This window comes from Xanthomonas sp. 3075 (assembly GCF_014197275.1).
Taxonomy (GTDB): domain Bacteria; phylum Pseudomonadota; class Gammaproteobacteria; order Xanthomonadales; family Xanthomonadaceae; genus Xanthomonas; species Xanthomonas campestris_B.
Map to the genome: position 1 here is coordinate 1 of NZ_JACIFI010000027.1, position 23,858 is coordinate 23,858.

The 23,858-nt window shown below is 65.0% G+C and carries 17 protein-coding genes; 14 read left to right on the forward strand and 3 right to left on the reverse strand.

What is annotated here, in order from left to right:
- The first annotated feature begins 161 nt into the window (after window positions 1-161).
- Both GGR62_RS18805 and GGR62_RS18810 read left to right on the forward strand, forming a co-directional pair.
- Complete coding sequence (locus GGR62_RS18805; protein ID WP_184409361.1) at window positions 162-851, forward strand: hypothetical protein; 690 nt, start codon at window positions 162-164, stop codon at window positions 849-851.
- A 437-nt stretch (window positions 852-1,288) separates the two neighbouring features.
- On the forward strand, window positions 1,289-1,894 hold the full coding sequence (locus tag GGR62_RS18810; RefSeq protein ID WP_260306303.1) for a DUF4142 domain-containing protein: 606 nt from the start codon (window positions 1,289-1,291) through the stop codon (window positions 1,892-1,894).
- A gap of 173 nt (window positions 1,895-2,067) precedes the next feature.
- On the opposite strand, the gene GGR62_RS18815 is transcribed toward GGR62_RS18810, so the two are convergent.
- A complete protein-coding gene (locus tag GGR62_RS18815) occupies window positions 2,068-2,943 on the reverse strand; it encodes a hypothetical protein (protein ID WP_184409363.1) in 876 nt (291 codons plus the stop codon).
- 365 nt (window positions 2,944-3,308) lie between these two features.
- Between GGR62_RS18815 and GGR62_RS18820 the strand changes: the two genes are divergently transcribed.
- The 6 genes from GGR62_RS18820 to GGR62_RS18845 all read left to right on the forward strand — a co-directional run bounded on the left by GGR62_RS18820 (window position 3,309) and on the right by GGR62_RS18845 (window position 14,282).
- Window positions 3,309-6,425 carry a maltotransferase domain-containing protein gene (locus GGR62_RS18820; RefSeq protein WP_184409364.1) on the forward strand — a complete coding sequence of 1,039 codons (3,117 nt, stop codon included), beginning with the start codon at window positions 3,309-3,311 and terminating at the stop codon, window positions 6,423-6,425.
- Complete coding sequence (gene treS / locus GGR62_RS18825; protein ID WP_184409365.1) at window positions 6,422-9,772, forward strand: maltose alpha-D-glucosyltransferase; 3,351 nt, start codon at window positions 6,422-6,424, stop codon at window positions 9,770-9,772. Before GGR62_RS18820 ends, treS begins: the two co-directional genes overlap by 4 nt.
- Window positions 9,773-9,783: 11 nt before the next feature.
- Complete coding sequence (glgB, locus tag GGR62_RS18830; protein ID WP_221229384.1) at window positions 9,784-11,967, forward strand: 1,4-alpha-glucan branching protein GlgB; 2,184 nt, start codon at window positions 9,784-9,786, stop codon at window positions 11,965-11,967.
- Window positions 11,968-12,145: 178 nt separating this feature from the next.
- Window positions 12,146-12,640, forward strand: a complete 495-nt coding sequence (locus GGR62_RS18835; RefSeq protein WP_184409367.1) for a metallophosphoesterase family protein — start codon at window positions 12,146-12,148, stop codon at window positions 12,638-12,640.
- 231 nt (window positions 12,641-12,871) lie between these two features.
- The gene (locus tag GGR62_RS18840; RefSeq protein WP_184409368.1) at window positions 12,872-13,414 is read left to right on the forward strand and encodes a hypothetical protein; all 543 of its coding nucleotides are present in this window, start codon (window positions 12,872-12,874) and stop codon (window positions 13,412-13,414) included.
- 502 nt (window positions 13,415-13,916) lie between these two features.
- The gene (locus GGR62_RS18845) at window positions 13,917-14,282 is read left to right on the forward strand and encodes a hypothetical protein (protein ID WP_184409369.1); all 366 of its coding nucleotides are present in this window, start codon (window positions 13,917-13,919) and stop codon (window positions 14,280-14,282) included.
- A gap of 31 nt (window positions 14,283-14,313) precedes the next feature.
- On the opposite strand, the gene GGR62_RS18850 is transcribed toward GGR62_RS18845, so the two are convergent.
- Together GGR62_RS18850 and GGR62_RS18855 are read right to left on the reverse strand one after the other, a co-directional pair.
- Window positions 14,314-15,936 carry a carboxylesterase family protein gene (locus GGR62_RS18850; protein ID WP_184409370.1) on the reverse strand — a complete coding sequence of 541 codons (1,623 nt, stop codon included), beginning with the start codon at window positions 15,934-15,936 and terminating at the stop codon, window positions 14,314-14,316.
- Window positions 15,933-17,003 carry an alpha/beta hydrolase gene (locus tag GGR62_RS18855; protein WP_184409371.1) on the reverse strand — a complete coding sequence of 357 codons (1,071 nt, stop codon included), beginning with the start codon at window positions 17,001-17,003 and terminating at the stop codon, window positions 15,933-15,935. Before GGR62_RS18855 ends, GGR62_RS18850 begins: the two co-directional genes overlap by 4 nt.
- Before the next feature lie 140 nt (window positions 17,004-17,143).
- Between GGR62_RS18855 and GGR62_RS18860 the strand changes: the two genes are divergently transcribed.
- The 6 genes from GGR62_RS18860 to GGR62_RS18885 all read left to right on the forward strand — a co-directional run bounded on the left by GGR62_RS18860 (window position 17,144) and on the right by GGR62_RS18885 (window position 23,833).
- Window positions 17,144-17,965, forward strand: coding sequence for a 2-keto-4-pentenoate hydratase (locus GGR62_RS18860; RefSeq protein WP_184409372.1), 822 nt, complete (start codon window positions 17,144-17,146; stop codon window positions 17,963-17,965).
- Window positions 17,966-18,002: 37 nt separating this feature from the next.
- Window positions 18,003-19,001 (forward strand): TRAP transporter substrate-binding protein, encoded by a 999-nt coding sequence (locus GGR62_RS18865; RefSeq protein WP_184409373.1) that lies wholly within the window; start codon window positions 18,003-18,005, stop codon window positions 18,999-19,001.
- Window positions 19,002-19,011: 10 nt separating this feature from the next.
- Window positions 19,012-19,533, forward strand: coding sequence for a TRAP transporter small permease (locus GGR62_RS18870; protein WP_184409374.1), 522 nt, complete (start codon window positions 19,012-19,014; stop codon window positions 19,531-19,533).
- Window positions 19,533-20,816, forward strand: coding sequence for a TRAP transporter large permease (locus GGR62_RS18875; protein WP_047695038.1), 1,284 nt, complete (start codon window positions 19,533-19,535; stop codon window positions 20,814-20,816). Before GGR62_RS18870 ends, GGR62_RS18875 begins: the two co-directional genes overlap by 1 nt.
- A gap of 234 nt (window positions 20,817-21,050) precedes the next feature.
- On the forward strand, window positions 21,051-22,634 hold the full coding sequence (locus tag GGR62_RS18880) for a family 43 glycosylhydrolase (RefSeq protein ID WP_184409375.1): 1,584 nt from the start codon (window positions 21,051-21,053) through the stop codon (window positions 22,632-22,634).
- Between the two features lie 140 nt (window positions 22,635-22,774).
- A complete protein-coding gene (locus GGR62_RS18885; RefSeq protein ID WP_184409376.1) occupies window positions 22,775-23,833 on the forward strand; it encodes a LacI family DNA-binding transcriptional regulator in 1,059 nt (352 codons plus the stop codon).
- Window positions 23,834-23,858: the final 25 nt, after the last annotated feature.

Here is a 23,858-nt window from a genome sequence, read left to right on the forward strand (position 1 = left end):
CCTCAGCGTCACCGAACGTCAGTTGCATGGATCACTCCTCAACATGAGGCGGGTAGTGTCGCGTATCTGTGGTGCGTTGTTCAGAGGTTCCTTAGGTGCGCCCACGTCGAATCGCGGATACTTTAATCTCTGAAGACATCTTCCCTTTCGTTGGAGGCTCCATGGGTTTGGAGATATCTGTTGGTTTGATTGCCGATCTCCGAGAGAGCGATCCGGAGAGTGCAGAAGAGTTCGCACAGGTTTTCTCGAACGTCGGGCGCGTACTGAAAGTGCATGGGTTGCCTCAGCACGTCGAGCCTTTGATGTGTGAATCACGGAGTTGGGGCATGTTTGGATATGCCGGATTGCACTACCTCAGGCGCATTGCTGCGCATCTGGATGCTGGATTGCCATTGCCACCGCCGGGGCAAGGAGGCGGCGCAAGTGATCCGCTGCTTCAGGCCTACGGCGAAGACGTACTGGGCAAGAAGCCGGCACTGATGCAACGACTATTCAATAAGCCCCCCCGGTTTGCTAGGTCGTTCGATCATCTGATCGTGCACAGCGATGCAGAAGGTTTCTATCTGCCGCAGGATTTTCCGAATGTGCTGTTTGCCGATGAGGCGCAAGTTCCAGGCGGTATACTTGGTTCCACGCCCAGGCTGTTGGCGGAGCTGGAGCGTCTGGCGCAGGTTATTGGCGTGCCTGAAAGTCTTCAGTCCGACTCGGAAGACCTCTGGGAAGCGGTGGACGCACACGGTGAAGGCGAAGCGCGCTGGCAGAAGTATGGAATCGAAAGTTACTCCTGCGTGGTCCTGCGCGAGGCGTGCAGAAAGAGTCTGGAGTCCGGCGCGGCCATCGTTTTTCATTGATCCTCTATGACGTCGACGGCTGCCGTTGAGGGTCAAACAATCGCCTCCGAAAAAAGATGCCAAGCCGCTACCGGGTGCGCCTAACGCGCTTTCATACGCCTCGGCGCGCTGCCGGTGATGGTCAGACCCTGCCTTTTCACGTGTAAGAGGCACAGGCTTGTACAGCGTGAACGCGTGACCACAGCCGCGCTTGTTTGATTTTCGTCAATTCCACCGACACATGAAATTCGCAGTGGGGGTGCTTGACTGCATCGGTCAAGAATCGTTGCGGAGTTGCGCATGAGTGCAGTCACGGTAGGAAAGGTCGGCCAGGCATCGGGTAGGCATCGGGTAGGCATGGGTCGGTCTGGACGGAAGTTGGACTGGTGTGTCGTGACCGAGCCAGGCAGATGCTGCTGTCTCCAATCGATAGGGAGTGGAGCATGAAACAGTCACTGTTGGTCCTGTCCATCGTCGCGGCACTGGCGCTCGCTGGCTGCAAGCCGAATGCCGACAAGGAGGCCGCAGCGCCTGCCGCGTCCACCGAGCCGACGCCGATCGGTGGCGCGGCGACCCCGACCACGCCGCCTGTCGGCGAAGCCAGCCCGGCGCCGGAAGGCGCGGCGCGCGCGAGTTCCGGAGACGACATCGCCCTTGGCTTGCTCGGGGCGGTGGACAACCACGAGATCGCCGCAGCGAAGCAGGCGCAGGACAAAAAGGTCACCGGCGCGGTGCTGGAGTACGCGAAGATGATGGAGAAAGAGCACACCGAGAACCTGGAAAAGACCAAGGCGCTGGGAACGCTGGCCGAAACCCCGGACGTCAAGAAGCTCGAGAGCAAGGGCGAGCAGGACCTGTCCGCGCTGGGGCAGAAGTCCGGCAAGGACTACGCGGCGGCCTACATCGATGCAATGATCGCCGGGCACAAGGATGCGCTGCAGCTGATCGAGACGCAGATGATGACAGTGGCGTCGACCGAGCCGGTCAAGCAGCACCTGACCGAGACCAAGACGCACGTCGAGCAGCACCTGGCGAAGGCGGAAGAGATCAAGAAGGCGATGTGAGCGTGGGCGTGGCAGATCGCCGGCCTGCCACGTCTGGTCTGCAAGCGGCGAGTGAGTGCGACGTCGCCATTTTGAGCTTCAGGGACCTGCGCGGACGTCGACCAAACGTTCTGTGGCGATGCGTTCGAGTCCACGTCGCATTGCCGTAAACGCGATGGCAATCGACTTTCCGCTCAGCGGCACCGATCGAAGGTTCTGACGCGCGTTTGCTCTGCAATGATCAGGCGATCTTCCATCTGGCTCAGGATGAAGACTGCAGGAACGTCCTTCTTCGGCGCGTTGGCAGACGCGGTAATGATGCGCCATGTCCAGGGTGTGCGTGCCAGCAGCATGACCGCGTTGGGCCAGAGGTCTTCGCCCTTGCCGGTCATGTGATCCCAGCCGAACTGGATGAGGTGCTTGGGGTCGGCTGTCTCGGTGTCGCGGCAGGCGATCCCTGCGGTGACCCAGGCGCCTCGCAGCTGCTCGGGGAAATGGGCCCTGGGTACATGTGATTCGTAGCTGCCAGCGTCGGTAATGCGCGTCAACGCGCCTGGCTTCCAGGTGTACGTCCAGCTGTAGTGGCCGGGGGCGGGACAGCGCTGCGACCCGTCCGGATTGGGTTGTTCCCGTTTGCAGATCGGCGAGTTTTCCTGCACGACGAACACGACCTCGATGCGATTGCCTTGGACTGCAAGAGTCATCACTTCGCCAGGAATCTGCTCGCTGGCGTCTGGCGTGTAACCGGTCTTGCGTGCCCTGGTTTCCCATTCGTCGATCGGAGCGCTGACGTTGGGTACCTTCCTGGGTGGGTGCTTGCGCAATACATCGATGCTGTTGGGGCAGTCGGAAGTGGAACCCGAGCAATACGAAGAACTCAGATAGACGATCTCATCGACTCCATCCTTGTCCAGGTCGACAACCTGCACGAAGCCGGCGTAGTCCTCCTTGACGATGTCGTCGTTGGCGCTGACATCTTGCCAAAGCCCTACGATGTCTCCGGCACGGCTCGGGCTCAGCCTCTGATCCTTTGCCGTTGCAACTGTGGCGATGGCCAGCAGCGCCGCCATGACGTAGCTCCGCATCGTTGCTCTCCCTGCAGGTTGAGGCCATAGCCTACAACCCTTGGGAGTTGGCCAGCGCTGCCTGAGCCCTCACCACAGCCGCGCTTGTTTGATTTTCGTCAATTCCACCGACACATGAAATTCGCAGTGGGGGTGCTTGACTGCATCGGTCAAGAATCGTTGCGGAGTTGCGCATGAGTGCAGTCACGGTAGAAAGGGTCGACCAGGCCTTGAGTAGGCAGGGGTCGATCCGGACGGGAGTTGGGCTGGTGCGTCGTGAACGAGCGCCGGTGGATTTGCGGGGTGGGTCGACCCGCGTCGTCTCCTTCGTCACGGTGCGTGCGCGCGCCGTAGTCTGCTGAGGGGGCGCCATGCGGATCTGTGTTCTCAATGAGGCAACCGGCGAGCAGGCCGGGCTAGAGCAGCGCTGCAAGTCGGCGCGTGAGGCGGGCTTTGACCATGTCGTGCTCGCGCCGCCGTTTGCACGCGACGCGGAAGGCCGGCTGAGCGAGGTCGCCACCACCTGCGAGGAAGACGCGCAGCGTCTGCGCGATGCCGTTCAGGCCGCGCACCGGGCCGGCGTGAAGCTGCTTATCGATCTGCGCCTGGATGAAGTGGGTGGCACGAGCGCGGTGGTGCGCGAGAACCCGCAGTGGTTTCGTGCGCGCAGCACGGCGGTGCCGGACCCGCGTCAGCCGCGCGCTACCCCGGAAGTGGCCGAAGCCCGCTTCAGCTACGCGCAGGAAGGTGCGGCGCTGGTGGAGTGGTGGAGCGCGCGCTTGCTGGCATGGGTGGAGCAGGGTGTTGGCGGCTTTCGCCTGTTGCAGCCGCAGCACGTGCCGGTGCAGCGCTGGCGCGAGTTGATTGCACGCGTGCATGCGCAGGCGCCGGAGGCGGTATTTGCGGCGTGGACGCCGGGCCTGGGGCTGGAGGCGTTGCAACAGTTGAGCGGTGCCGGTTTCGATGCGGCGTTTTCTTCGCTTGCGTGGTGGGATGGCCGTGGGAGCTGGTTCTTCGACGAAGACACTGCGCTGCGGGCGATGGCATCGCAGATCGTGGCGGTGCTGGATGCGCCCGATGGCAAGCGCGCGGCAGCCCCGGAGCAGCACTGGCAGTTGGCCTTGGCATTGGGCGGCGCCTGGTTGCTGGACGAGGCGCATCTGCACGCGTTGCCGTTGTCGATCCGCGCACCCGCTGGGGTGCCGGCCAGTAACGCCGGTCTGCGGTTGCGTCCGCTACTGCGTGAAGCCACCGGCCTGACGGCAGTGGCGGTGGAACCGCTGGGCGGGTTGCCGTCGTTGCTGCTGCTTAATGGCGATGCCAACCACGTGGTGCCGGTGCCTGCGTCGGATTTGTTGCGCTTGCTTGGCGATGCCGAAGCGCTGGTGGGCGGAGATGGCAGCACGCTCTCCGGCACGACGCTGGAAGCATTGGAGCCGGGCGAGGTGCGGGTGTATCGCAGTGTGCCGGCCCGGCATGTGCTGGCAGTGCCGCGCATGCGCCCGCGTGCGCAGACCGCCGCGGCCTGGCCGCGGGTGTGCATCGAGTCGGTGACGCCGTCGGTCGATAACGGCCGTTTCCCCGTCAAGCGCACGGTGGGCGACCGCATCTGCGTGGAAGCCGATGCGTTCTGCGATGGGCACGATCGCATCGCAGTCGCAGTGCTGTGGCGCCCGGCCGATGCCAAGAGTTGGGCCAGCGCGCCGATGCGTGCGCTCGGCAACGACCGCTGGCGTGCAGAGTTCCCGCTCGAGCGCATCGGCACCTATGAGTTCCGTGTGGAAGGCTGGCGCGATGTCTTCGCCACCTTGCATGCGGATCTTGAAAAGAAGCGCGCCGCCGACACGGTGTTGCCGGTGGACGTGCAGGAAGCAGTGGCCGTGGTGCAAGCCGCACATGCGCGCAGCGACGGGGCGTTGGCCGAGCGGCTGCAGGCCATCCTGACCCGCATCGGCGCGCAGAGCGAGCCGTTGCAGCAGTTGGCGATCGTGCTGGAGCCGGACACCGCGCAGGCAATGGCATTGGCCGACGACAAGCCGTTCCGCTCCGAAACTCCGGTGACGTTCCGGGTGGAGTCGGAGCGGCGCGCGGCACATTTCGCCAGCTGGTACGAGTTGTTCCCGCGCTCGCAAAGCGGCGATGTGCAGCGCCACGGTACCTTCGACGATGTGATCGGGCGGCTGGCGCATATCCGCGCGATGCACTTCGACGTGCTGTACATGCCGCCGATCCACCCGATCGGCGCGAAGAACCGCAAGGGCCGCAACAACTCGGTCACTGCGGTCGATGGCGAGCCAGGCAGCCCGTATGCGATCGGTGCGGACGATGGCGGGCACACCGATGTGCATGCCGAGCTCGGTGGACTCGACGGTTTCCGCCGGCTGATCCAGGCCGCGCGCGCGCACGGGTTGGAAGTGGCGCTGGATTTCGCCATCCAGTGCGCGCCGGATCACCCGTGGTTGCGCGAGCACAAGGACTGGTTCACCTGGCGCGCGGATGGCTCGATCCCGTATGCGGAGAATCCGCCGAAGAAATACCAGGACATCGTCAATGTCGACTTCTACGCCAGCGGCGCGGTGCCGGAGTTGTGGAACACGCTGCGCGACGCGGTGCTGTTCTGGGTCAACGAGGGCGTCACGCTGTTCCGCGTGGACAACCCGCATACCAAGCCGTTCCCGTTCTGGGAATGGTTGATTGCCGATATCCGTGGGCGTCGGCCGGACGTGGTGTTCCTGTCCGAGGCGTTTACCCGGCCGAAGATGATGTATCGCCTGGCCAAGTGCGGCTTTTCGCAGTCGTACACCTACTTCACCTGGCGCAACCACAAGCACGAGCTGCGGGAGTACCTGGAAGAGTTGAACCAGGGCGTGCCGCGCGACTGTTTCCGCCCGCATTTCTTCGTCAATACGCCGGACATCAACCCGTTGTTCCTGCAGACCGGTGGGCGGAACGGGCATCTGATCCGTGCTGCGTTGGCGACGACGCTGTCGGGCCTATGGGGCATGTACCAGGGCTTTGAGCTGTGCGAAGCCACGCCGCTGGCGCCGGGCAAGGAAGAGTATCTGGACTCGGAGAAATTCCAGCTGCGTGCCTGGCCCGAGCGCGCGCCCGGCGACATCGTCGATGAGATCACCCGCTTCAACCAGCTGCGCCGCATGCATCCGGAATTGCAGTCGCATCTGGGTACGCGCTTCTATCAGGCGCACAACGATCAGGTGCTGTACTTCGGCAAGTTCCTGGATGCCGGATATCTGTCGCGCAGCCGCAGCATGGTATTGGTGGCCATCAATCTGGACCCCCACGCGGCGCAGGATGCCGCCATCGAAATTCCGCTGTGGGAGTTGGGCCTGCCCGATCACGCCAGTGTGGCGGTGGACGACCTGTGGGACGGCCATCGCTTCACATGGCATGGAAAACAGCAACACATCCGCTTAGAGGCGACGCGGCCGTTCGCGTTATGGCGCATCCGCGCAGGAGAGGTCGCATGAATGCAGTCCCATCGTTACAAGCCGACGCGGAACAGTCCGCGGTGGTCGCAGATCAGCTCTGGTACAAGGACGCGATCATTTATCAGGTGCACGTCAAGTCGTTCTTCGACTCCAACGACGATGGCATCGGTGATTTTCCGGGGCTGATCTCCAAGCTGGATTACATTGCCGAACTCGGCGTGGACACCATCTGGCTGCTGCCGTTCTACCCCAGCCCGCGCCGCGACGATGGTTACGACATCGCCGAATACATGGCGGTGCATCCGGACTACGGCACCATCGCCGACTTCGAGCAGTTGGTCGCGCAAGCGCATGCGCGCGGCATCCGCGTGGTCACCGAGCTGGTGATCAACCACACCTCCGATCAGCATGCATGGTTCCAGCGTGCGCGCAATGCGCCAGCCGGCTCGCCGGAGCGCGACTTCTACGTGTGGTCGGACACCGACCAGGAATACGAAGGCACGCGGATCATCTTCTGCGATACCGAAAAGTCCAACTGGACGTGGGATCCGGTGGCCGGGCAGTACTTCTGGCACCGCTTCTATTCGCATCAGCCGGACCTCAACTTCGACAACCCCGCCGTGCTGGAAGCGGTGCTGGAAGTGATGCGTTTCTGGCTGGATCGCGGCGTGGACGGCCTGCGTCTGGATGCGGTGCCCTACCTGATCGAGCGCTCCGGCACCTCCAACGAAAACCTGCCCGAGACCCACGCGATCCTGCGCAAGATCCGCGCCACGCTGGATGCCGAATACCCTGACCGCATGCTGCTGGCCGAAGCCAACATGTGGCCGGAAGACACCCAGCAGTACTTCGGCCAGAACGCCGACGAATGCCATATGGCATTCCACTTCCCGCTGATGCCGCGCATGTACATGGCGATCGCGCGCGAAGACCGCTTCCCCATCACCGACATCATGCGCCAGACCCCGGAGATTCCGGAAAGCTGCCAGTGGGCGATTTTCCTGCGTAACCATGATGAGTTGACGCTGGAAATGGTCACCGACTCGGAACGCGATTACCTGTGGCAGACCTACGCCTCCGATCGCCGAGCACGCATCAATCTGGGCATCCGTCGCCGTCTGGCGCCGCTGCTGGAGCGCGACCGCCGCCGGATCGAATTGATGACCTCCTTGTTGCTGACCATGCCCGGCACGCCGGTGCTGTATTACGGCGATGAGATCGGCATGGGCGACAACATCCATCTGGGTGACCGCGATGGCGTGCGCACCCCGATGCAGTGGTCGATCGACCGCAATGGCGGCTTCTCGCGCGCCGATCCCGCGCAGTTGGTGCTGCCGCCGGTGATGGACCCGCTGTACGGCTTTCAGGCGGTGAATGTGGAAGCGCAGATCCGCGACCAGCATTCGCTGCTGACCTGGACCCGCCGCGTGCTCAGCGTGCGCAAGCGCTACCAGGCGTTCGGCCGCGGCACGCTGCGCTTTTTGTACCCGGGCAATCGCCGCATGCTGGCGTACCTGCGCTGCTATCAGGACGAAACCGTGCTGTGCGTGGCGAACCTGTCGCACACGCTGCAGGCGGTGGAGCTGGATCTGTCCGAGTTCGATGGCCGCGTGCCGGTGGACATCATTGGCGGCGGCAGCTTCCCGCCGATCGGCCGGCTGACCTATCTGCTCACGGTGCCGCCGTTCGGGTTCTACGCGTTCCAGCTGGTCAGCGAAGGCACCTTGCCGGACTGGCACGTGCCCAGCCCGGTGCCATTGCCGGATTACCGCACGCTGGTATTGCGCAGCGATACCGACGAGGCCAACGCGCTGCTGCCGCATCTGCCCACGCTGGAAGCGGAAATCCTGCCGGCCTGGTTGTCGGCACGGCGCTGGTTCTCGGCCAAGGATCAGGCGCTGAAGCACGTGCGTATCTCGCGTCGCACCCCGTTGCCGGGCGATGAGCCGATGAGCCTGCTGGAGCTGGAAGTGGAGCTGGAAGATGGCCGCCACGAGAGCTACATGCTGCCGATCGGCATCGTGTGGGAGCGCGACCAGCCCAGCACCCTGGCCGAGCAGTTGGCACTGGCGCGGGTGCGTCAGGGCCGCGAGGTGGGCTATCTCACCGATGCGTTCGCGCTCAAGCCGATGGTGTGCGGGGTGATCGATGCGTTGCGCAGCAACGCATCGCTGGAATTCCGCGATGGCGACGATGCCTCGCAACAAGGCCAGGTGCGCTTCGAAGCGACCCCGGCGCTGGCCACGCTGGAGATTCCGCAAGACCCGGAGATCCGCTGGTTGTCGGCCGAACAAAGCAATAGCTCGCTGGTGGTCGCCGACAAGGCGGTGTTCAAGCTGCTGCGGCATGTGGCCAACGGCGCCAACCCGGAGATCGAGATCGGGCGTCGCTTGACCGAGATGGGCTACGCCAACGCCGCGCCGTTGCTGGGCAGCGTCAGCCGCATCGACGCGCAGGGCACCATCACCACCATTGCGCTGCTGCAGGGCTTCATCCGCAATCAGGGTGATGCGTGGCGCTGGACGCTGGACCATCTGGCACGCAGTTTCGACGAGTACGCCACCGCGCAGACCGACGAATCGCGCGCCGAAGTCATTGCCGGTTACGACCCGTTCGCTGCGGTGGTCGGCAAGCGCCTGGCCGAGCTGCATGACGCCTTGTCGCGCGAGACCGACGATGCCGACTTCGCCCCGCAGCGCATCGACCCGACCGCCGCCAACGATGTGGTGGCCGGCGTCGCGCGTCAGGTCGAACAGATGTGGGAGACGGTCAATGCGCGTCTGGCCAGCAGCGACGATCCGGTCGAACGCGAAGCGCTGGACGCGGTACTGGCGCAACGCCCGCAGCTGGAGGCCTTGCTCGCCCAGGCACCGGGCGTGCTGGCCGATTCGTTGCTGACGCGGGTGCACGGCGACTTCCACCTGGGCCAGATCCTGGTGGCCTTCGACGATGTGGTGTTGATCGACTTCGAAGGCGAGCCGGCCAGACCCTTGTCCGAACGCCGCGCCAAGGCCAGCCCGTTGCGCGATGTGGCCGGTTTCCTGCGTTCGCTCGACTACGCCAGCGAAGTGTCGGCACGCGGCGAAGAGGGGACGGCCGCGCGCGCGGGCGTGGGTGTGGATACGCATCTGGACGAATTTCTGGCCCAGTTCCGCCGTCGCTCCACGGAAGCCTTCCTGGACGCCTACCATGCCGTGCTCGATGCCAGTGTGCATCCATGGATTGCGCCGGCCGCGTTCAATGCCGCCACCTTGTTGTTCCTGGTGGAGAAGGCCTGTTACGAAGTGCGCTACGAAGCCGCCAACCGCCCTGGCTGGTTGATGGTGCCGGTGGAAGGGTTGCGCCGTATCCTGCACCGCGCGCGCGCTGGTGCGGGAGACACATGATGAGTGGAGTGATGACAGCAGTGAGCAATCGATGGGATCCCGGCGCGACCCGCGCCCTGGCCGAGGCACGCCATGGCGATGCATTCGCCCTCCTGGGCGCGCACCCGACCGACAGCGGTCGGGTGTTGCGGACCTATCAACCAGGCGCCGACTACGTCAACGCAGTACTCGACGATGGCCAGGTCATCGCACTGGACGCCGGCCCGGAACCGGGCCTGTTTGCCGGCGACTTGCCGGCCCAGGGCGGGTATCGGCTGCGTATCGGCTGGCCCGGTGGCGAGCAGGACACCGCAGATGCCTACGCCTTCGGACCGCAGCTGAGCGACTTTGATCTGCACCTGATCAGCGAAGGCCATCATCTGCAACTGGCCGATGCCCTCGGCGCCAATGTGATCGACATCGATGGCGTGCACGGCACGCGTTTTGCGGTGTGGGCGCCCAATGCCACACGCGTGGCGGTGGTCGGCGACTTCAATAGCTGGGACGCGCGCCGCCACCCGATGCGGTTGCGGCATCAGTCCGGCGTATGGGAACTGTTCGTGCCCGATGTCGGTCCCGGAGCGCATTACAAGTATCAGCTGCGCGGCCCGCACGGACAGGAGCTGCCGGCCAAGGCCGACCCGGTGGCGCGCCGCGCAGAGCTGGCGCCGGGTACCGCCTCGATCGTGGCCGACCCTACGCCGCATCAATGGAGCGATGACGGCTGGATGGCCACGCGTGCGCGACGCCAGGCGCACGACGCACCGATGAGCATCTACGAGATCCACGCCGGCTCCTGGCTACGCGAGGAAGGGGTGGACCTGGATTGGGATGGCCTGGCCGATCGCCTGATTCCGTACGTGGCCGATATGGGCTTCACCCATGTCGAGCTGATGCCGGTGACCGAGCATCCGTTCGGTGGCTCATGGGGCTATCAGCCGCTGGGCCTGTTCGCACCGACCGCGCGCTTCGGCTCGCCGGATGGCTTCGCCCGCTTCGTCGATCGTTGCCACCGCGAAGGTATCGGCGTGATCGTCGATTGGGTGCCGGCGCATTTCCCCACCGATGCGCACGGGTTGGCGCATTTCGATGGCACCGCGTTGTACGAACATGCCGACCCGCGCGAAGGCTTCCACCGCGACTGGAATACCTTGATCTACAACCACGGGCGGCGTGAAGTGTCCGGGTTCCTGATTGCCAGCGCGCTGGAGTTCCTGCAGCGTTTCCATGTCGATGGCCTGCGCGTGGATGCGGTGGCCTCGATGCTGTACCGCGACTACAGCCGCAATGCCGGCGAGTGGGTGCCCAATATCCACGGCGGACGCGAGAACTACGAAACCATCGCCTTCCTGCGCCGGCTCAACGAAGTGGTGCGCGAGCACACGCCGGGCGCCGTGATGATTGCCGAGGAATCCACCGCATTCCCCGGTGTCACCGCCGATGTGGCGCATGGCGGCCTGGGCTTCCACTACAAGTGGAACATGGGCTGGATGCACGACACCCTGCATTATGCCGCGCTGGATCCGATCTATCGCCGTTACCACCACGGCGAGCTGACCTTCAGCATGGTCTACGCGTATTCGGAGCGCTTCGTGCTGCCGATCTCGCATGACGAGGTGGTGCACGGCAAAGGCTCGTTGCTGGGCCGCATGCCCGGCGACGATTGGCAGCGCTTCGCCAACCTGCGTGCCTATCTGGGTTTCATGTTTACCCATCCGGGACGCAAGTTGCTGTTCATGGGCTGCGAATTCGGCCAACCCACTGAGTGGAATCACGATGGCGGCATTCCCTGGCATCTGCTCGACGATGCGCGCCATCGCGGTGTGCAGACGCTGGTGCGCGACTTGAATCGCTTGTACGTCGAGTATCCCGCACTGCATGCCTACGACGACGATCCGTCCGGGTTCGCCTGGGTGGTTGGCGATGATGCCGGCAATAGCGTGCTGGCGTTCCTGCGCAAGGGCAAACGTGGCGATGCACCGGTGCTGGTGGTGATCAATTTCACCCCGGTCGTACAGCATGGGTATCGCATCGGCGTGCCACAGAGCGGGCAGTGGCGCGAAGTGTTCAACAGCGATGCCGGCATCTACGGCGGTGCCAATCTTGGTAACGGCGGTGTGGTGACCGCCGAGCATCAATCCATGCATGGGCATGCGCAGTCGTTGCCGCTGTTGTTGCCGCCGCTGGGCGTCATCGTGCTCACCCCGCACGGGTGACGCGTCCTGCGCATACCACCGGGCAGCTGGCCCGGTGGTATGCGGCAGCTAAAGTCATGCATCACGCCATCGTTGACAAGGTGGGTCATGCGCCAGCCTCCGTTGCATCCCGGTGCCCCGACTCGACCGGGACCAGGTTGATTTCTCCAGGTCGAAACTATCGCAGTGGGCCATCCAGGTGGTCGTGCGCAAACGAGGTAATGGCGAGATGGGCACTGGCACGCGTATCGGTGTGATCTCCGACACGCACGGGCTGTTGCGGCCCGAGGCGCTTGCCGCGCTCGATGGCTGCAACCACATCATCCATGCCGGCGATGTGGGCAAGCCGGAGGTGCTTGAGGCGTTGCGGGCACTGGCATCGCTGCATGTCATCGCAGGCAATATCGACGACAAGCCGTGGGCCGCGGGTTTGCCGCAGACGCTGGATCTGCTGATCGGTGGCGTGCGCCTCCATGTGCTACACGATCTGAAAACGTTGGCAACGGGCGTGGCGGCAGATATCGTCATCAGCGGGCATTCGCACAAGCCCTCGATCCAGACGCGCGATGGCGTGCTGTATATCAATCCCGGCAGTGCCGGTCCGCGTCGTTTCAGCTTGCCGATCAGTGTGGCAACGGTGTGGTTGGGCAATGGACCGCCGCGCGCGGCATTGCAGGTGTTCGAACCGCATTGATTCCATGGGCGACTGCAACAAGTGGCGGATTGGCAAGCCATGGCAGCACGCGCACGCTGCGCCGGTCTGCTGCTGTGCTATCCGAAGATGATGCGCTTGCGCAAGCGCAAACAGTGGTCTGCGACGCAAGCGCAACCGCGCCAGCCAATTCGACGCCGCTCAAAAGCCCGGCCGCTAGCGTGGCGAGCGCGGCCATGCGATGGTAATCGCCATCGCATGGAGGGGTGATCGATGCACAGTCTGATCAAGCTATTGAAGCGTCTTGTGCTGGTATGTGGGATCGTCGCAGCAGCGGGTGTGAATCTGTGGATGGTCTTAGGACTACAGCAGCGCCTTGATGCCATCGTCAGCATGCACGAACAGTTGCAGCGCAGTGGGCTCGGGCAGGTCACGTCCTTGCGCGGGATACCGCAAGTCTGCGGGAAAACCGATTACTTTTTCGGAGACATGTACTACTTGTACGCTGTCGATGTGGCGAGGATTCCAGACACGTTCTGGGAAAGTCGTGCGGCGCGCGGGATCTGGTACCGAGGTCCTGACAGGTATGATGAATTTCATGTATTTAAATTCGAAATGCCGCCAGATGACCTACAGGCGTGTCCTGTCTCCCCTGGAATAAATTCCTCGCGCTTTTTCTTCGCCTTGGTGTCGAACCCAGCGGATGATCTTGGTCCGAACACTCCATCTTCTTTAAAGGCAATCAACGTCATGGCGTACGACACCGAGACGTCAAGGCTTTACTGGGTGTACCAGCGTTTCTCCGGTTTTCCTTAGCACTGCAGATTTGGGATCCATTCCCTAGTCGGGAAGGGTTGACGGCGAAGATGGATTTTCCTAACAAGAAAATCATCGGTCTCCCGCGTGAAACCCTAAGCAGGCGCCGCGAGCAGGAATCTTTGCCATCGACTTGCTGACAACTTGATGGAGATTGTCTCGGTTGTCGGTTGAACGCTCGCGGGGGCGTTGCTCAGCTCCTTCCTGGAGCGTGTTATGAAGGTGTCAGCCGCCAGCGGCGCAGCTGCACCAGGCAACGCGACGCTGACCGACGACACCGGCCGCTAACGTGGCCGGCGCCATCATGCGATGGGAATGCAGGTGACTCTCGTCTGGCCGAGGTGATCAATGCGCGGTCTGGTCAAGCTGTCGAAACGTCTGCTGCTGGTGTGTGTGATTGCGGCATTGGCGCTGTTGCATCTGCAGATGGCATTCAAAATAGAGCGGATTCTTTATGCCTTCGGCAGTATGCGTGAAAAACTGAAGCGCAGTGGATTGGAGCATGTCACCGCTGTGCGCGGGATACCCTCAATCCTGCCGGGAAGAGGGATTGTTGGGTGGGGTTTACTACGCCTACGCCGTCGATGTAGCGAAGAGTCCCGATGCGGGTTGGGTCAGCGAAGATGCATGGCGACGACACTGGCACCATGCTCCATTCGATGCCTCGCAGAGTGAAAAGTTCGAGTGGTTTATCGAGAAAAGCCAGCGTCTGGGATGCCCGGAACTTCCTGTGCTGGGATCCCCGCGCTTCGTGGCCACCGTCCTGTACAGCGAAGCGGGCGATCTTGGTCGGAAAACCCTCTCCTCCAATGGAGAGGGCTTCATGGCCTACGATACCCAGACGTCCAGGCTCTACTCCGGCAACTGAGGTGTCGCGCGCTGCGGCTGGCTGCGCCGCCTCAGAATGTCCCGCGCTGCACGAACGGCACCTGCTGATAGAGACGCCGTTCGCCGCCGCGCGGATCGTGCGCCAGCCGACTGGTCGCGTCGAACAGCATGGTCTGGCGCTCGGCGAGCGAATACGGTTCCCAGCGCGGCAGTCCGGCGTGGTTGGGATCGCCGTGGCGGGCGAAGGCGAGCAGCGCCTGGCTCATCGCATCGGCCACGCGCTGCGCATCGGCGCCCTCGCCGGTACGTGAACCCGGCTGGCGGATGTTGTCGAACACCAGCGGGATGTCCAGGGTGTGGAAGGCGCCGAACTTGCCGCCGTCCAGCGGCGAGCCCCAGTCCAGCTGATAGGCCCAGGTCGGGGCGCCCTGCCGCGCGCGCGCCTCGGCCTCCTCGATCGCACCGCGCCACGAACGCCCGGCAGTGGTCGCGGCGAAGAACACCTCGCTCGGCGAATAATGCGGATACAGCCGCCGGTATTCGGCGATCACCACCTGCGGCAGCAGATCCACGTATTGCTCCTGCTCCAGCCTGGCCGGCAGGGTGTCCCAGGTCAGGGCGAAGTTGGCCGGATCGTTGCCAAGGAAGGCGCGGGTTTCGTCGTGGGTGTTGCCGATCACCATCGGGATCTGTGCCGACTGCGGCGGCGCGTCCGGCCAGAACGGATGCCGGTGCAGCACCTGTGCGTCCAGCACCGGCCCCAGGTACAGCCCGGTATTTTCCACCCGCGATGGGTCGCGGGTGCGGGTGGCGTCGACCAGGCGCTGCAGCGGTAGCGTCCGCAGCGCCGGCAGCTGTGCGGCGTCCAGCTGCAAGGCCTGCAGCAGCACGTGCGCGCGCTGGGTGGCCGCGCGTGGCCCGGCGGCGGTGACCTGCTGGCCGCTCATGGTCCAGGCGCGATGGAACAGGCCGCGTGCGGCCGGCATCGCCATCAACGTGGCGATCTTGGCGCCGCCGCCGGACTGGCCGAACACGGTGACATTGCCGGCATCACCGCCGAACTCGGCCGCGTGCGCGCGGACCCACTGCAGCGCCTGCACCAGATCCAGCTGGCCGACATTGCCGGAGGCGGCGAATTCGGCGCCGCCGAGTTGCGCCAGATACAGATAGCCGAAGGCATTGAGGCGGTGGTTGACGCTGACCACCACCACGTCGCCGCGCCGGCACAGGCGCACGCCGTCGTAGAGCGGGTCGCTGCCGGAGCCGGTGGTGTAGCCGCCGCCGTGGATATAGAACAGGATCGGGCGCCTGCCGCCATCGCGCAGGCCTGGCGTCCACACGTTGAGGAACAGGCAGTCCTCGCTGGTGGGTTCGCTGGCCTTGGGTTGCGGCGCAGCGGCGCCGACGCTGACGGCATCGCGCACGCCGGTCCACGCTCTCTCCTGCACGGGCGCCTGAAAGCGCCGCGCGGCGGTGTCGCCGCCGTAGGGAATGCCCTTGAACACGCAGATGCCCTGCTCGCGATAGCCGCGCAATGCACCGCTGCGTACGGTGGCCAGCGGTGCGGCCGCATCGCGCGGTGGCGGTGGCGTGGTCGCCGTGGCAGTACCCGGCAAGACGGCGGCGACGGTAGCGAGCAGGCCGCCGCGCAACAGCGTGCGGCGGCGTGCGTCGGGCGTGGACGGTGGTGTCATCGCGCCACGTCCCGCGCCGCGACAGGTGCAGATGCCGGCGTCTGCGCCTTGGTGACATGCGCGATCCAGGCCTGCGCCAGCTGCGGCCACGCAGCCACGGTCAGCCCGGTGGCACTGGCGGTGCCGAAACCGTGCCCGCCCTGCGGAAAGACATGCAGCTCGCTGGGGACGCCTGCGCGCAGCAATGCGTCGTGCATCAGCAGGCTGTTACGCACCGACACCACGGTGTCGTCCTGTACGTGCAGCAAAAATGTCGGCGGTGTGTGCGCATCCACGTGCAACTGCGGGGAATACGCGCTGACCTGTGCCGCGCTGGGCGTCTTGCCGAGCAGGCGTTCGCGCGAGCCCATGTGCGCATTGGCGCTGTCCATGTCGATCACAGGGTAGATCAGCAACGCGAAGTCCGGCCGCGCACTCAGCGCATCGGTGGCGTCCTGCGCCGGGTACACCTGCGCGGCATAGCGCGTGTCCAGGCTGGCGGCGACGTGGCCGCCGGCCGAAAAGCCCATCACCCCGACCCGCTGCGGGTCGATGCCATAGCGGGCGGCATTGGCGCGGATCAGTCGCAGCGCGCGTTGTGCATCGGCCAGCGGCACGTCGGCGCCATCGGGGTGGCCTTCGCCGGGCAGCCGGTAACGCAGCACGAACAGGGTGATGCCGGCCGGGTCGACGAAACTGGGCACCAGTGCGCTGCCTTCGTTGTCCAGCACGATGCGCTGGTAACCGCCGCCGGGCGTGACCAGCAAGGCGGTGCCATTGGGCCGCTTGGGGCGGTAGACCACCAGGTAGGGCGCGCTGATCTGCTGGATGTAGCGGTCGGGGTCGGCAGGGTCGTTGCTGCGGTCGACGATCCGCTGCGGCGCTTTCAGGCGCGAGTCCCCCGGGGCGATGCCCTTGGGCCACAGCTGGATTCTGCTGGCCTGTTCGGCGGCAGTGTCGGCGCTGGGCAACTCGGCGGCGGCCACTGGCGCGCCCACCAGCGAGAGGGCGATCAACAGCGCCGGCAGGCACCGGCGCACGGCATGCGAAAACGCAGCAAGAACCCGCGTCTGGCTTGTCTGTTTCATCCACCCCTCCCAGGGTTACTTCGCTTTGTAGACCAACTTTGCCGCACTGCACATTGCCAATGACACCGGTTTACCATATACAGCACACCGTGCCACTGTCGATTGGCAGTGCAACAAAAACATCTATCAGGGAGACACCCTTGAGCAACGACGCCGCCGCACCACCCTCGTCCACGTCCACGCTGTCGCAGATCGCTCAGCGCTTTGTGGAGGCACGCCGTGCCGGGGCATCGCTGCCCGACTTTCCCGGGCAGATCCCCGACGATCTGGTCACCGCCTATCAGGTGCAGGACATCGCCATCAGCCAGTGGGACGATCAGGTGGTGGGCTGGAAGGTGGGCTATATCGCCGCCGAGCGCCGCGACCTCTCCGGCGACGAGCGTCTGCTCGGTCCGATCTTCGCGGGCAAGCTGTGGAATGCTACCGGTGGAACAACCGAGTTCCCGATCTACCAAGGCGGCTTCGGCGCGGTCGAAGCCGAGTATGTGCTGCGTCTGGACGCGGACGCGCCGGCCGGGCAGACCCACTTCACCCCGGACGAGGCGGCGCAGCTGCCGGCCACACTGTATATCGGCGTGGAAATCGCCAGCAGTCCGCTGGCGACCATCAACCAGCTGGGCCCGCGTGTGGTGATCTCCGATTTCGGCAACAACAACGGCCTGATTCTGGGGCCGGAAGTGACCGATTGGCTGGCACGCGACGAGTCCGCACTGACGGTCGAGACCCTGATCGACGATCAGCTGATCGGCACCGGCGGTGCGACCACGTTGCCCGGTGGCTTGCGCGCTGCCTACGCTTTTGCGCTCAGCCGTTCGGCGCAGCGCGGGCGTCCGCTCAAGCGCGGTGATCTCATCGCTACGGGCAATGCCACCGGTATCCATGACATCGAGGTGGGGCAGCGTGCGCTGATTCGCTTCGCCGGCATCGGTGCCATTTCCTGCAAGGCTGTGTCCGCCAACTAACACGCGGGCCGGTGACCAGACGCTTGGGAGGGCGCCAATGATCACACGCAGACATTTCCTCGGTGCCGGGCTCGGCGCCGCCGCCGCCAGCCCGTGGTTGGGTGCGGGCGCCATCACGCCGATCCCCGGCGGGCAGTTGCTGACCGCCACCGACGTGCACGTTGGCGACTACCCCACCGTGGAAGCGGTGCGGTGGTTCGGCAAGCAGCTCGAAGCGCGCACCAATGGCCGGCTCAAGCTGCGCCAGTACCACTCCGGCCAGCTGGGCCGCGAGTCGGAGGCGATCGACATGGCGCGCTTTGGCGCCATCGACATCACCCGCGTGTATTCGGGGGCGTTGAACAACACCTTTCCGCTGACCCAGGCGCTGTGCCTGCCGTACGTGTTCGACTCGGTGCCGCATCTGCGCCGCACCATCGACGGCCATGTCGGCGACAGCATCCTGCGCAGCTTCGAGCAACGCGATCTGGTCGGCCTGGCGATCTACGATTCGGGCGCGCGTTGCTTCTACAACACCAAGCACCCGCTGCATCGCCCGGAAGATCTCAAGGGCCTGAAACTGCGCGTGGCCTCGTCGGACATCTTCCTCAAGCTGATGCGCATGCTGGGCGCCAACCCCACCCCGATGTCGCTGGGCGAGACGTTTTCGGCGATGGAAACGCACATGATCGACGGTGCGGAAAACAACATGCGCAGCTTCCAGTCCAGCCGTCATTTCGAGGCCGCGCACTACTGGTCGCAGAGCGAGCATTCCTATGCGCCAGACATCCTGGTGATGTCGCGCAAGAGTTTCGAAGCGCTGACCCCGGCCGATCGTGCACTGGTGGTGGAACTGGCGCGCGCCTCGGTGCCGGTGATGCGCAACCTGTGGGATGCCTCGGAGGTGATCGCGCGCAAGCAGGTGATCGACTACGGCGTGAAGCTCAACCAGGTCGACATGCCGGCGTTCCGCGCCGCCGCCGCCCCGCTGCTGGCCGAATACCGCAAGCAGCCGGAGATCGAAGCGCTGTACCGCCGCATCCGCGATTTCGCATAGAGGTATCCCGATGACCGAACCCGAGACCGTCGCCGTCCCGGTCGCGCCGTTGCAACGCGCGCTGGACCGCGTTTCCGATGTTGCCGTTGGCGTGGCATCGCTGGCACTGCTGGGCCTGGTGGTCGTGCAGGGCTGGCAGGTGTTCACCCGCTACGTGCTCAACGACTCGCCCAGCTGGACCGAGCCGGTGACGCTGCTGCTGCTCAGCACGGCGTTGAGTCTGGGCGCGGCCGCCGGGGTGCACACCAACCGCCACTTCGGCTTCTATCTGCTCGGCGAACACGTGCCGCCGCTGGTGCGCAAAGTGTTCGACCTGATCCGCCCGTTGATGATCATGGCCATCGGTGCGGTGCTGGCGTGGTGGAGCGCGGCGCTGCTGGTCGACGGCCTGGACATCAAGATGGCCGGCGCGCAGATGCCGCAGAGCATCAACTACCTGCCGCTGTCGATCGGCGGCGCGCTGATGGTGCTGTTCGCCTTGTACAAGTTGTGGCGTGTGCTGCGCCCGATCCACACCGGAGGAGTGCGCTGATGGGCATCGCCATGTTGTTGGGAACCTTCGTGGTGCTGCTGCTGATCGGCGTGCCGGTGGCGTATGCGCTGGGCGCGGCCGCACTGGCCACGCTGCTGTACCTGGACCTGCCCACGGTGGTGCTGGTGCAGCAGATTTCCGCAGGCAGCGGCTCGGCGTCGTTGATTGCGATTCCGCTGTTTATCTTTGCCGGTGAGCTGATGTTGCGCGGTGGTATTTCCGAACGCTTGATCGCGCTGGCGTCATCGTTGGTCGGGCGCGTGCGTGGCGGCCTGGGCCAGGTCAGCGTGCTGTCGTCGCTGTTCTTCGGCGGCGTGTCCGGCTCGGCGATCGCCGACGTGTCGGCGGTCGGCGGCACCATGATTCCGCAGATGATCAAGCGCGGCTACGACCGCGATTACGCGGTGAACGTGAGCATGACCGCCGCGCTGGTGGCGCTGCTGGTGCCGCCCTCGCATAACCTGATCCTGTTTTCGGCTGCGGCCGGTGGCGGCTTGTCGATCGCCGATCTGTTTGCGGCCGGCATCTTCCCCGCGCTGCTGATGACTGCGGCGATGATGGTCACCGGTTATGCGGTCGCACGCCATCGCGGCTACGGCACCGAGCCGTTCCCGGGCTGGCGTGCGGTGGCGCTGCGCTTGTTCGGCGCGCTGCCGGGCCTGGGCCTGGTGGCGTTGATCTTCATCGGTATCCGCGCCGGCATCTTCACTGCGGTGGAGAGCGCCGCGATTGCGGTGGTCTACGCCTTGATCGTCACCGCATTGCTGTATCGGCAGTTGCGCTGGGCCGAGTTCTTCGCCGCAGTCACCCATGCGGCGCGGACCACCGGCGTGATCCTGTTCGTGATCGCTACCGCTGCGGTATTCGGCTGGTTGCTGGCGTACCTGCAGGTGCCGGCGGCGGCGGTGAAGTTCCTGCAGGCCATCGCCGACAGCAAGAACATGGTGCTGTTGATGATCGTGGTGATGCTGCTGTTGCTGGGCATGTTCATGGACCTGGCGCCGAAGATCCTGATCTGTACGCCGATCTTCCTGCCGGTGGTCAAGGCCTACGGCATCGACCCGATCCACTTCGGTCTGGTGATGGTGCTGGCCGGCGGTATCGGCCTGATTACTCCGCCGATCGGCTCGGTGTTGTTCATCGGCACCTCGATCGGGCAGATCACCATCGCCCAGAGCATGCGCACCATCTGGCCATTCTGGTTGGCGGCCTTGTGCGTGCTGCTGATCGTGGCGTTCTTCCCGGAACTGTCGCTGTGGTTGCCACGGGCGTTGCGCGCGTAAGCGACCAATCCCGACGGCGTCTGTCAGGCGGGCGCCGTCGGTGCGCTCGGTCGGCCTGCACCCCGGGTGGCAGGGGCGATGGCCTCGTGCGGACCGTCGCCTGATCGCTGTTTGCACCGCTACATGAGTGTTTCCGGCGCCGCTGCTGGCGGATGTTTTCGCCGTCATTCAAACGGCCGACGCTGCAGGCGCCGGCCGCCGCACTGCCCCGCATCGCGGGGACTAGGAGAGGGCATGGGTGTGCGTATCGCTTCAACCCGTTGGCGCTGGCTACTGGCCGGCAGCCTGCTGCTGTGCGCCGGGCTGAGCGCTGCGGCCGACTGGAAGCGTGGCATCGAACACCAGCGCATCGCCGACCAGGGCAACGGCACCTTCCTCAACCCGGTACTGGCCGGCGATCACCCCGATCCATCGGTGCTCAAGGACGGCGACGATTACTACCTCACGCTGTCTTCGTTCGATGCCTATCCGGGCCTGCCGATCTGGCATTCGCGCGATCTGGTCAACTGGCAGCCGCTGGGCCACGCCATCAGCCAAAACGTCGGCGCGATCTGGGCACCGGACCTGATCAAGCACGGCAAGCGCTATTACATCTACTTCCCGGCCCGTCGCGGCGACCAGGGCGAGCGCAGCAACTTCGTGGTCTGGGCCGATGACATCAACGGCCCGTGGAGCGCGCCGATCGACATCGGTCTTGGCAAGTACATCGACCCCGGCCATGCAGTGGGCGAAGACGGCAAGCGGTATCTGTTTCTGAGCGGCGGCGATTATGTGCAACTCTCCAACGACGGCCTGAAGGTGGTCGGCACGCCCAAGCATGTCTACGACGGCTGGAAATACCCGGAAAGCTGGGACGTGGAAGGCTACGCCCAGGAAGGCCCCAAGATCACCCGCCACCACGGCTGGTACTACATGACCACCGCCGTCGGCGGTACCGCCGGCCCGCCGACCGGGCACATGGTGATCACCGCGCGCTCGCGCTCGATCCACGGCCCCTGGCAGAACGCGCCCAACAACCCGATCACCCGCACCAAGAGCGCCGACGAGCCGTGGTGGTCGCGCGGCCACGCCACCCTGGTGGAAGGCACCGACCAGCGCTGGTGGATGCTGTACCACGGCTACGAACACGGCTACTGGACGCTGGGCCGGCAGGCGCTGCTGGACCCGATCGAATGGACCTCGGACGGCTGGTTCGTGGCCAAGGGCGGCGACCTCGGCACGCCGCTGAAAAAGCCCAGCGGGCAGGCCGTGCCGCATGGCCTGAGGTTGTCGGACGACTTCCGCGCCAACACGCTCGGCCCGCAGTGGGCGTTCTTCAACCCGGCCGCCGACGAAGCCAAGCGTCTGCAAGTAGGTGATGGCGTGTTGCGCCTGCAGGGCAAGGGCAGCGCACCGCGCGATGCCTCGCCGCTGACCGTGATCGCGCCCGACCAGGCCTATCAATTCGAGGTGCAGATGACCGTGGCACCCGGCGGGCAGGGCGGGGCGCTGCTGTTCTACAGCGACAGGCTCTATGCCGGGGTGGGGAGCAACGGCGAGAACTTCGTCATGCACCGCTATGGCGAAGAACGGCCGGCCAAGCTGGCGCCCAGCGGCAAGGGCGGCGCGCTATGGCTGCGCGTCACCAACAACCGCCATATCGTCACCATTCACAGCAGCACCGACGGCACCACCTGGACCAAGTACCCGGTGCAGATGGAAGTGTCCGGCTATCACCACAACGTGGCCGGCAAGTTCCTGGCACTGAAACCGGCGCTGTATGCAGCCGGTAACGGCCAGGTGGAGTTCCGCAACTTCCGCTACCGCGCCCTGGACTGACCGCTCTGCACTGCCGGACAGACTGCGGCACACCGGCCGTCGTCTGTCTCGACGGTGCGGATGCGGGACATCGGCAGGCCTGAGAGGGCTTGTCGGCCCACTGGCCGGTAGAATCCATTCAATTCGAACGGTTGACCGCTATGCCCGCCCGCAAGATGCCCGAAGAGGGAATGCCCGGCCTGCCGAAGGGCAAGGTAGCCACGATCAACGACATCGCCCGGATGTCCGGGGTCTCCAAGAAGACCGTCTCGCGGATCATCAACAATTCGCCACTGGTGCGGCAGGACACCCGCGAGAAAGTCGAGGCGCTGATGCGCGAGGTCGGCTACGCGCCCGATCCGCTGGCGCGCGGGCTGGCGTTCCGGCGCTCGTTCCTGATCGGCATGGTCTACGACAACCCCACCGCGCAATACATCGTGGACATGCAGTACGGCGCGCTGGACGCGCTGCGCGGCTCCAGTTTCGAGCTGGTGGTGCACCCCTGCGACAGCCGCAGCCCCGGTTACATCGAAGGCGTGCGCCGCTTCGCCCAGGCGCAGAAGCTGCACGGGGTGATCCTGGTGCCGCGTGCCTCCGAGGACCAGGCGCTGGCCGACATGCTGGCCGAGATCGGCTGCCGCTACACCCGCATCGCCTCGGTCGCCCTGGATGCCACCTCGCAGACGGTCATCACCCACGACCGCGACGGCGCCGCCGAAGCGGCCGATTACCTGCTCTCGCTCGGCCACCGCGACATCGCCCTGGTCACCGGCCCCAGCGCCTACCGCTCCTCGATCGAGCGCACCTCCGGCTTTGCCGACGCGCTGACCCGGCGCGGCATCGAATTGCCGCCCGAGCGCATCGTCGAAGCCGGCTATACCTTCGAATCGGGCGTGGCCGCCGCCGAAAAGCTGTTGCTCGGCAAGAAGCGCCCCACCGCCATCTTCACCGGTAACGACGAAATGGCGGCCGGTATCTACAAGGTCGCCTTGCGCGCCGGCATCAGCATCCCGCGCCAGCTGTCGGTGATCGGCTACGACGACAGCTCGCTGGCCTCGCGCCTGTGGCCACCGCTGACCTCGGTGCGTCGCCACACCCGCGACACCGGCCGCACCGCTGCCGCGATGCTGATCCAGCCCGACAACGCCCCCCAACTGCCCACCGCCAGCGTGCGCCCGCACCTGATCGTGCGCGACTCCTGCCAACCGCCGGAAGATTGAGCCACCGCTAGCTGCGGCCCCATGC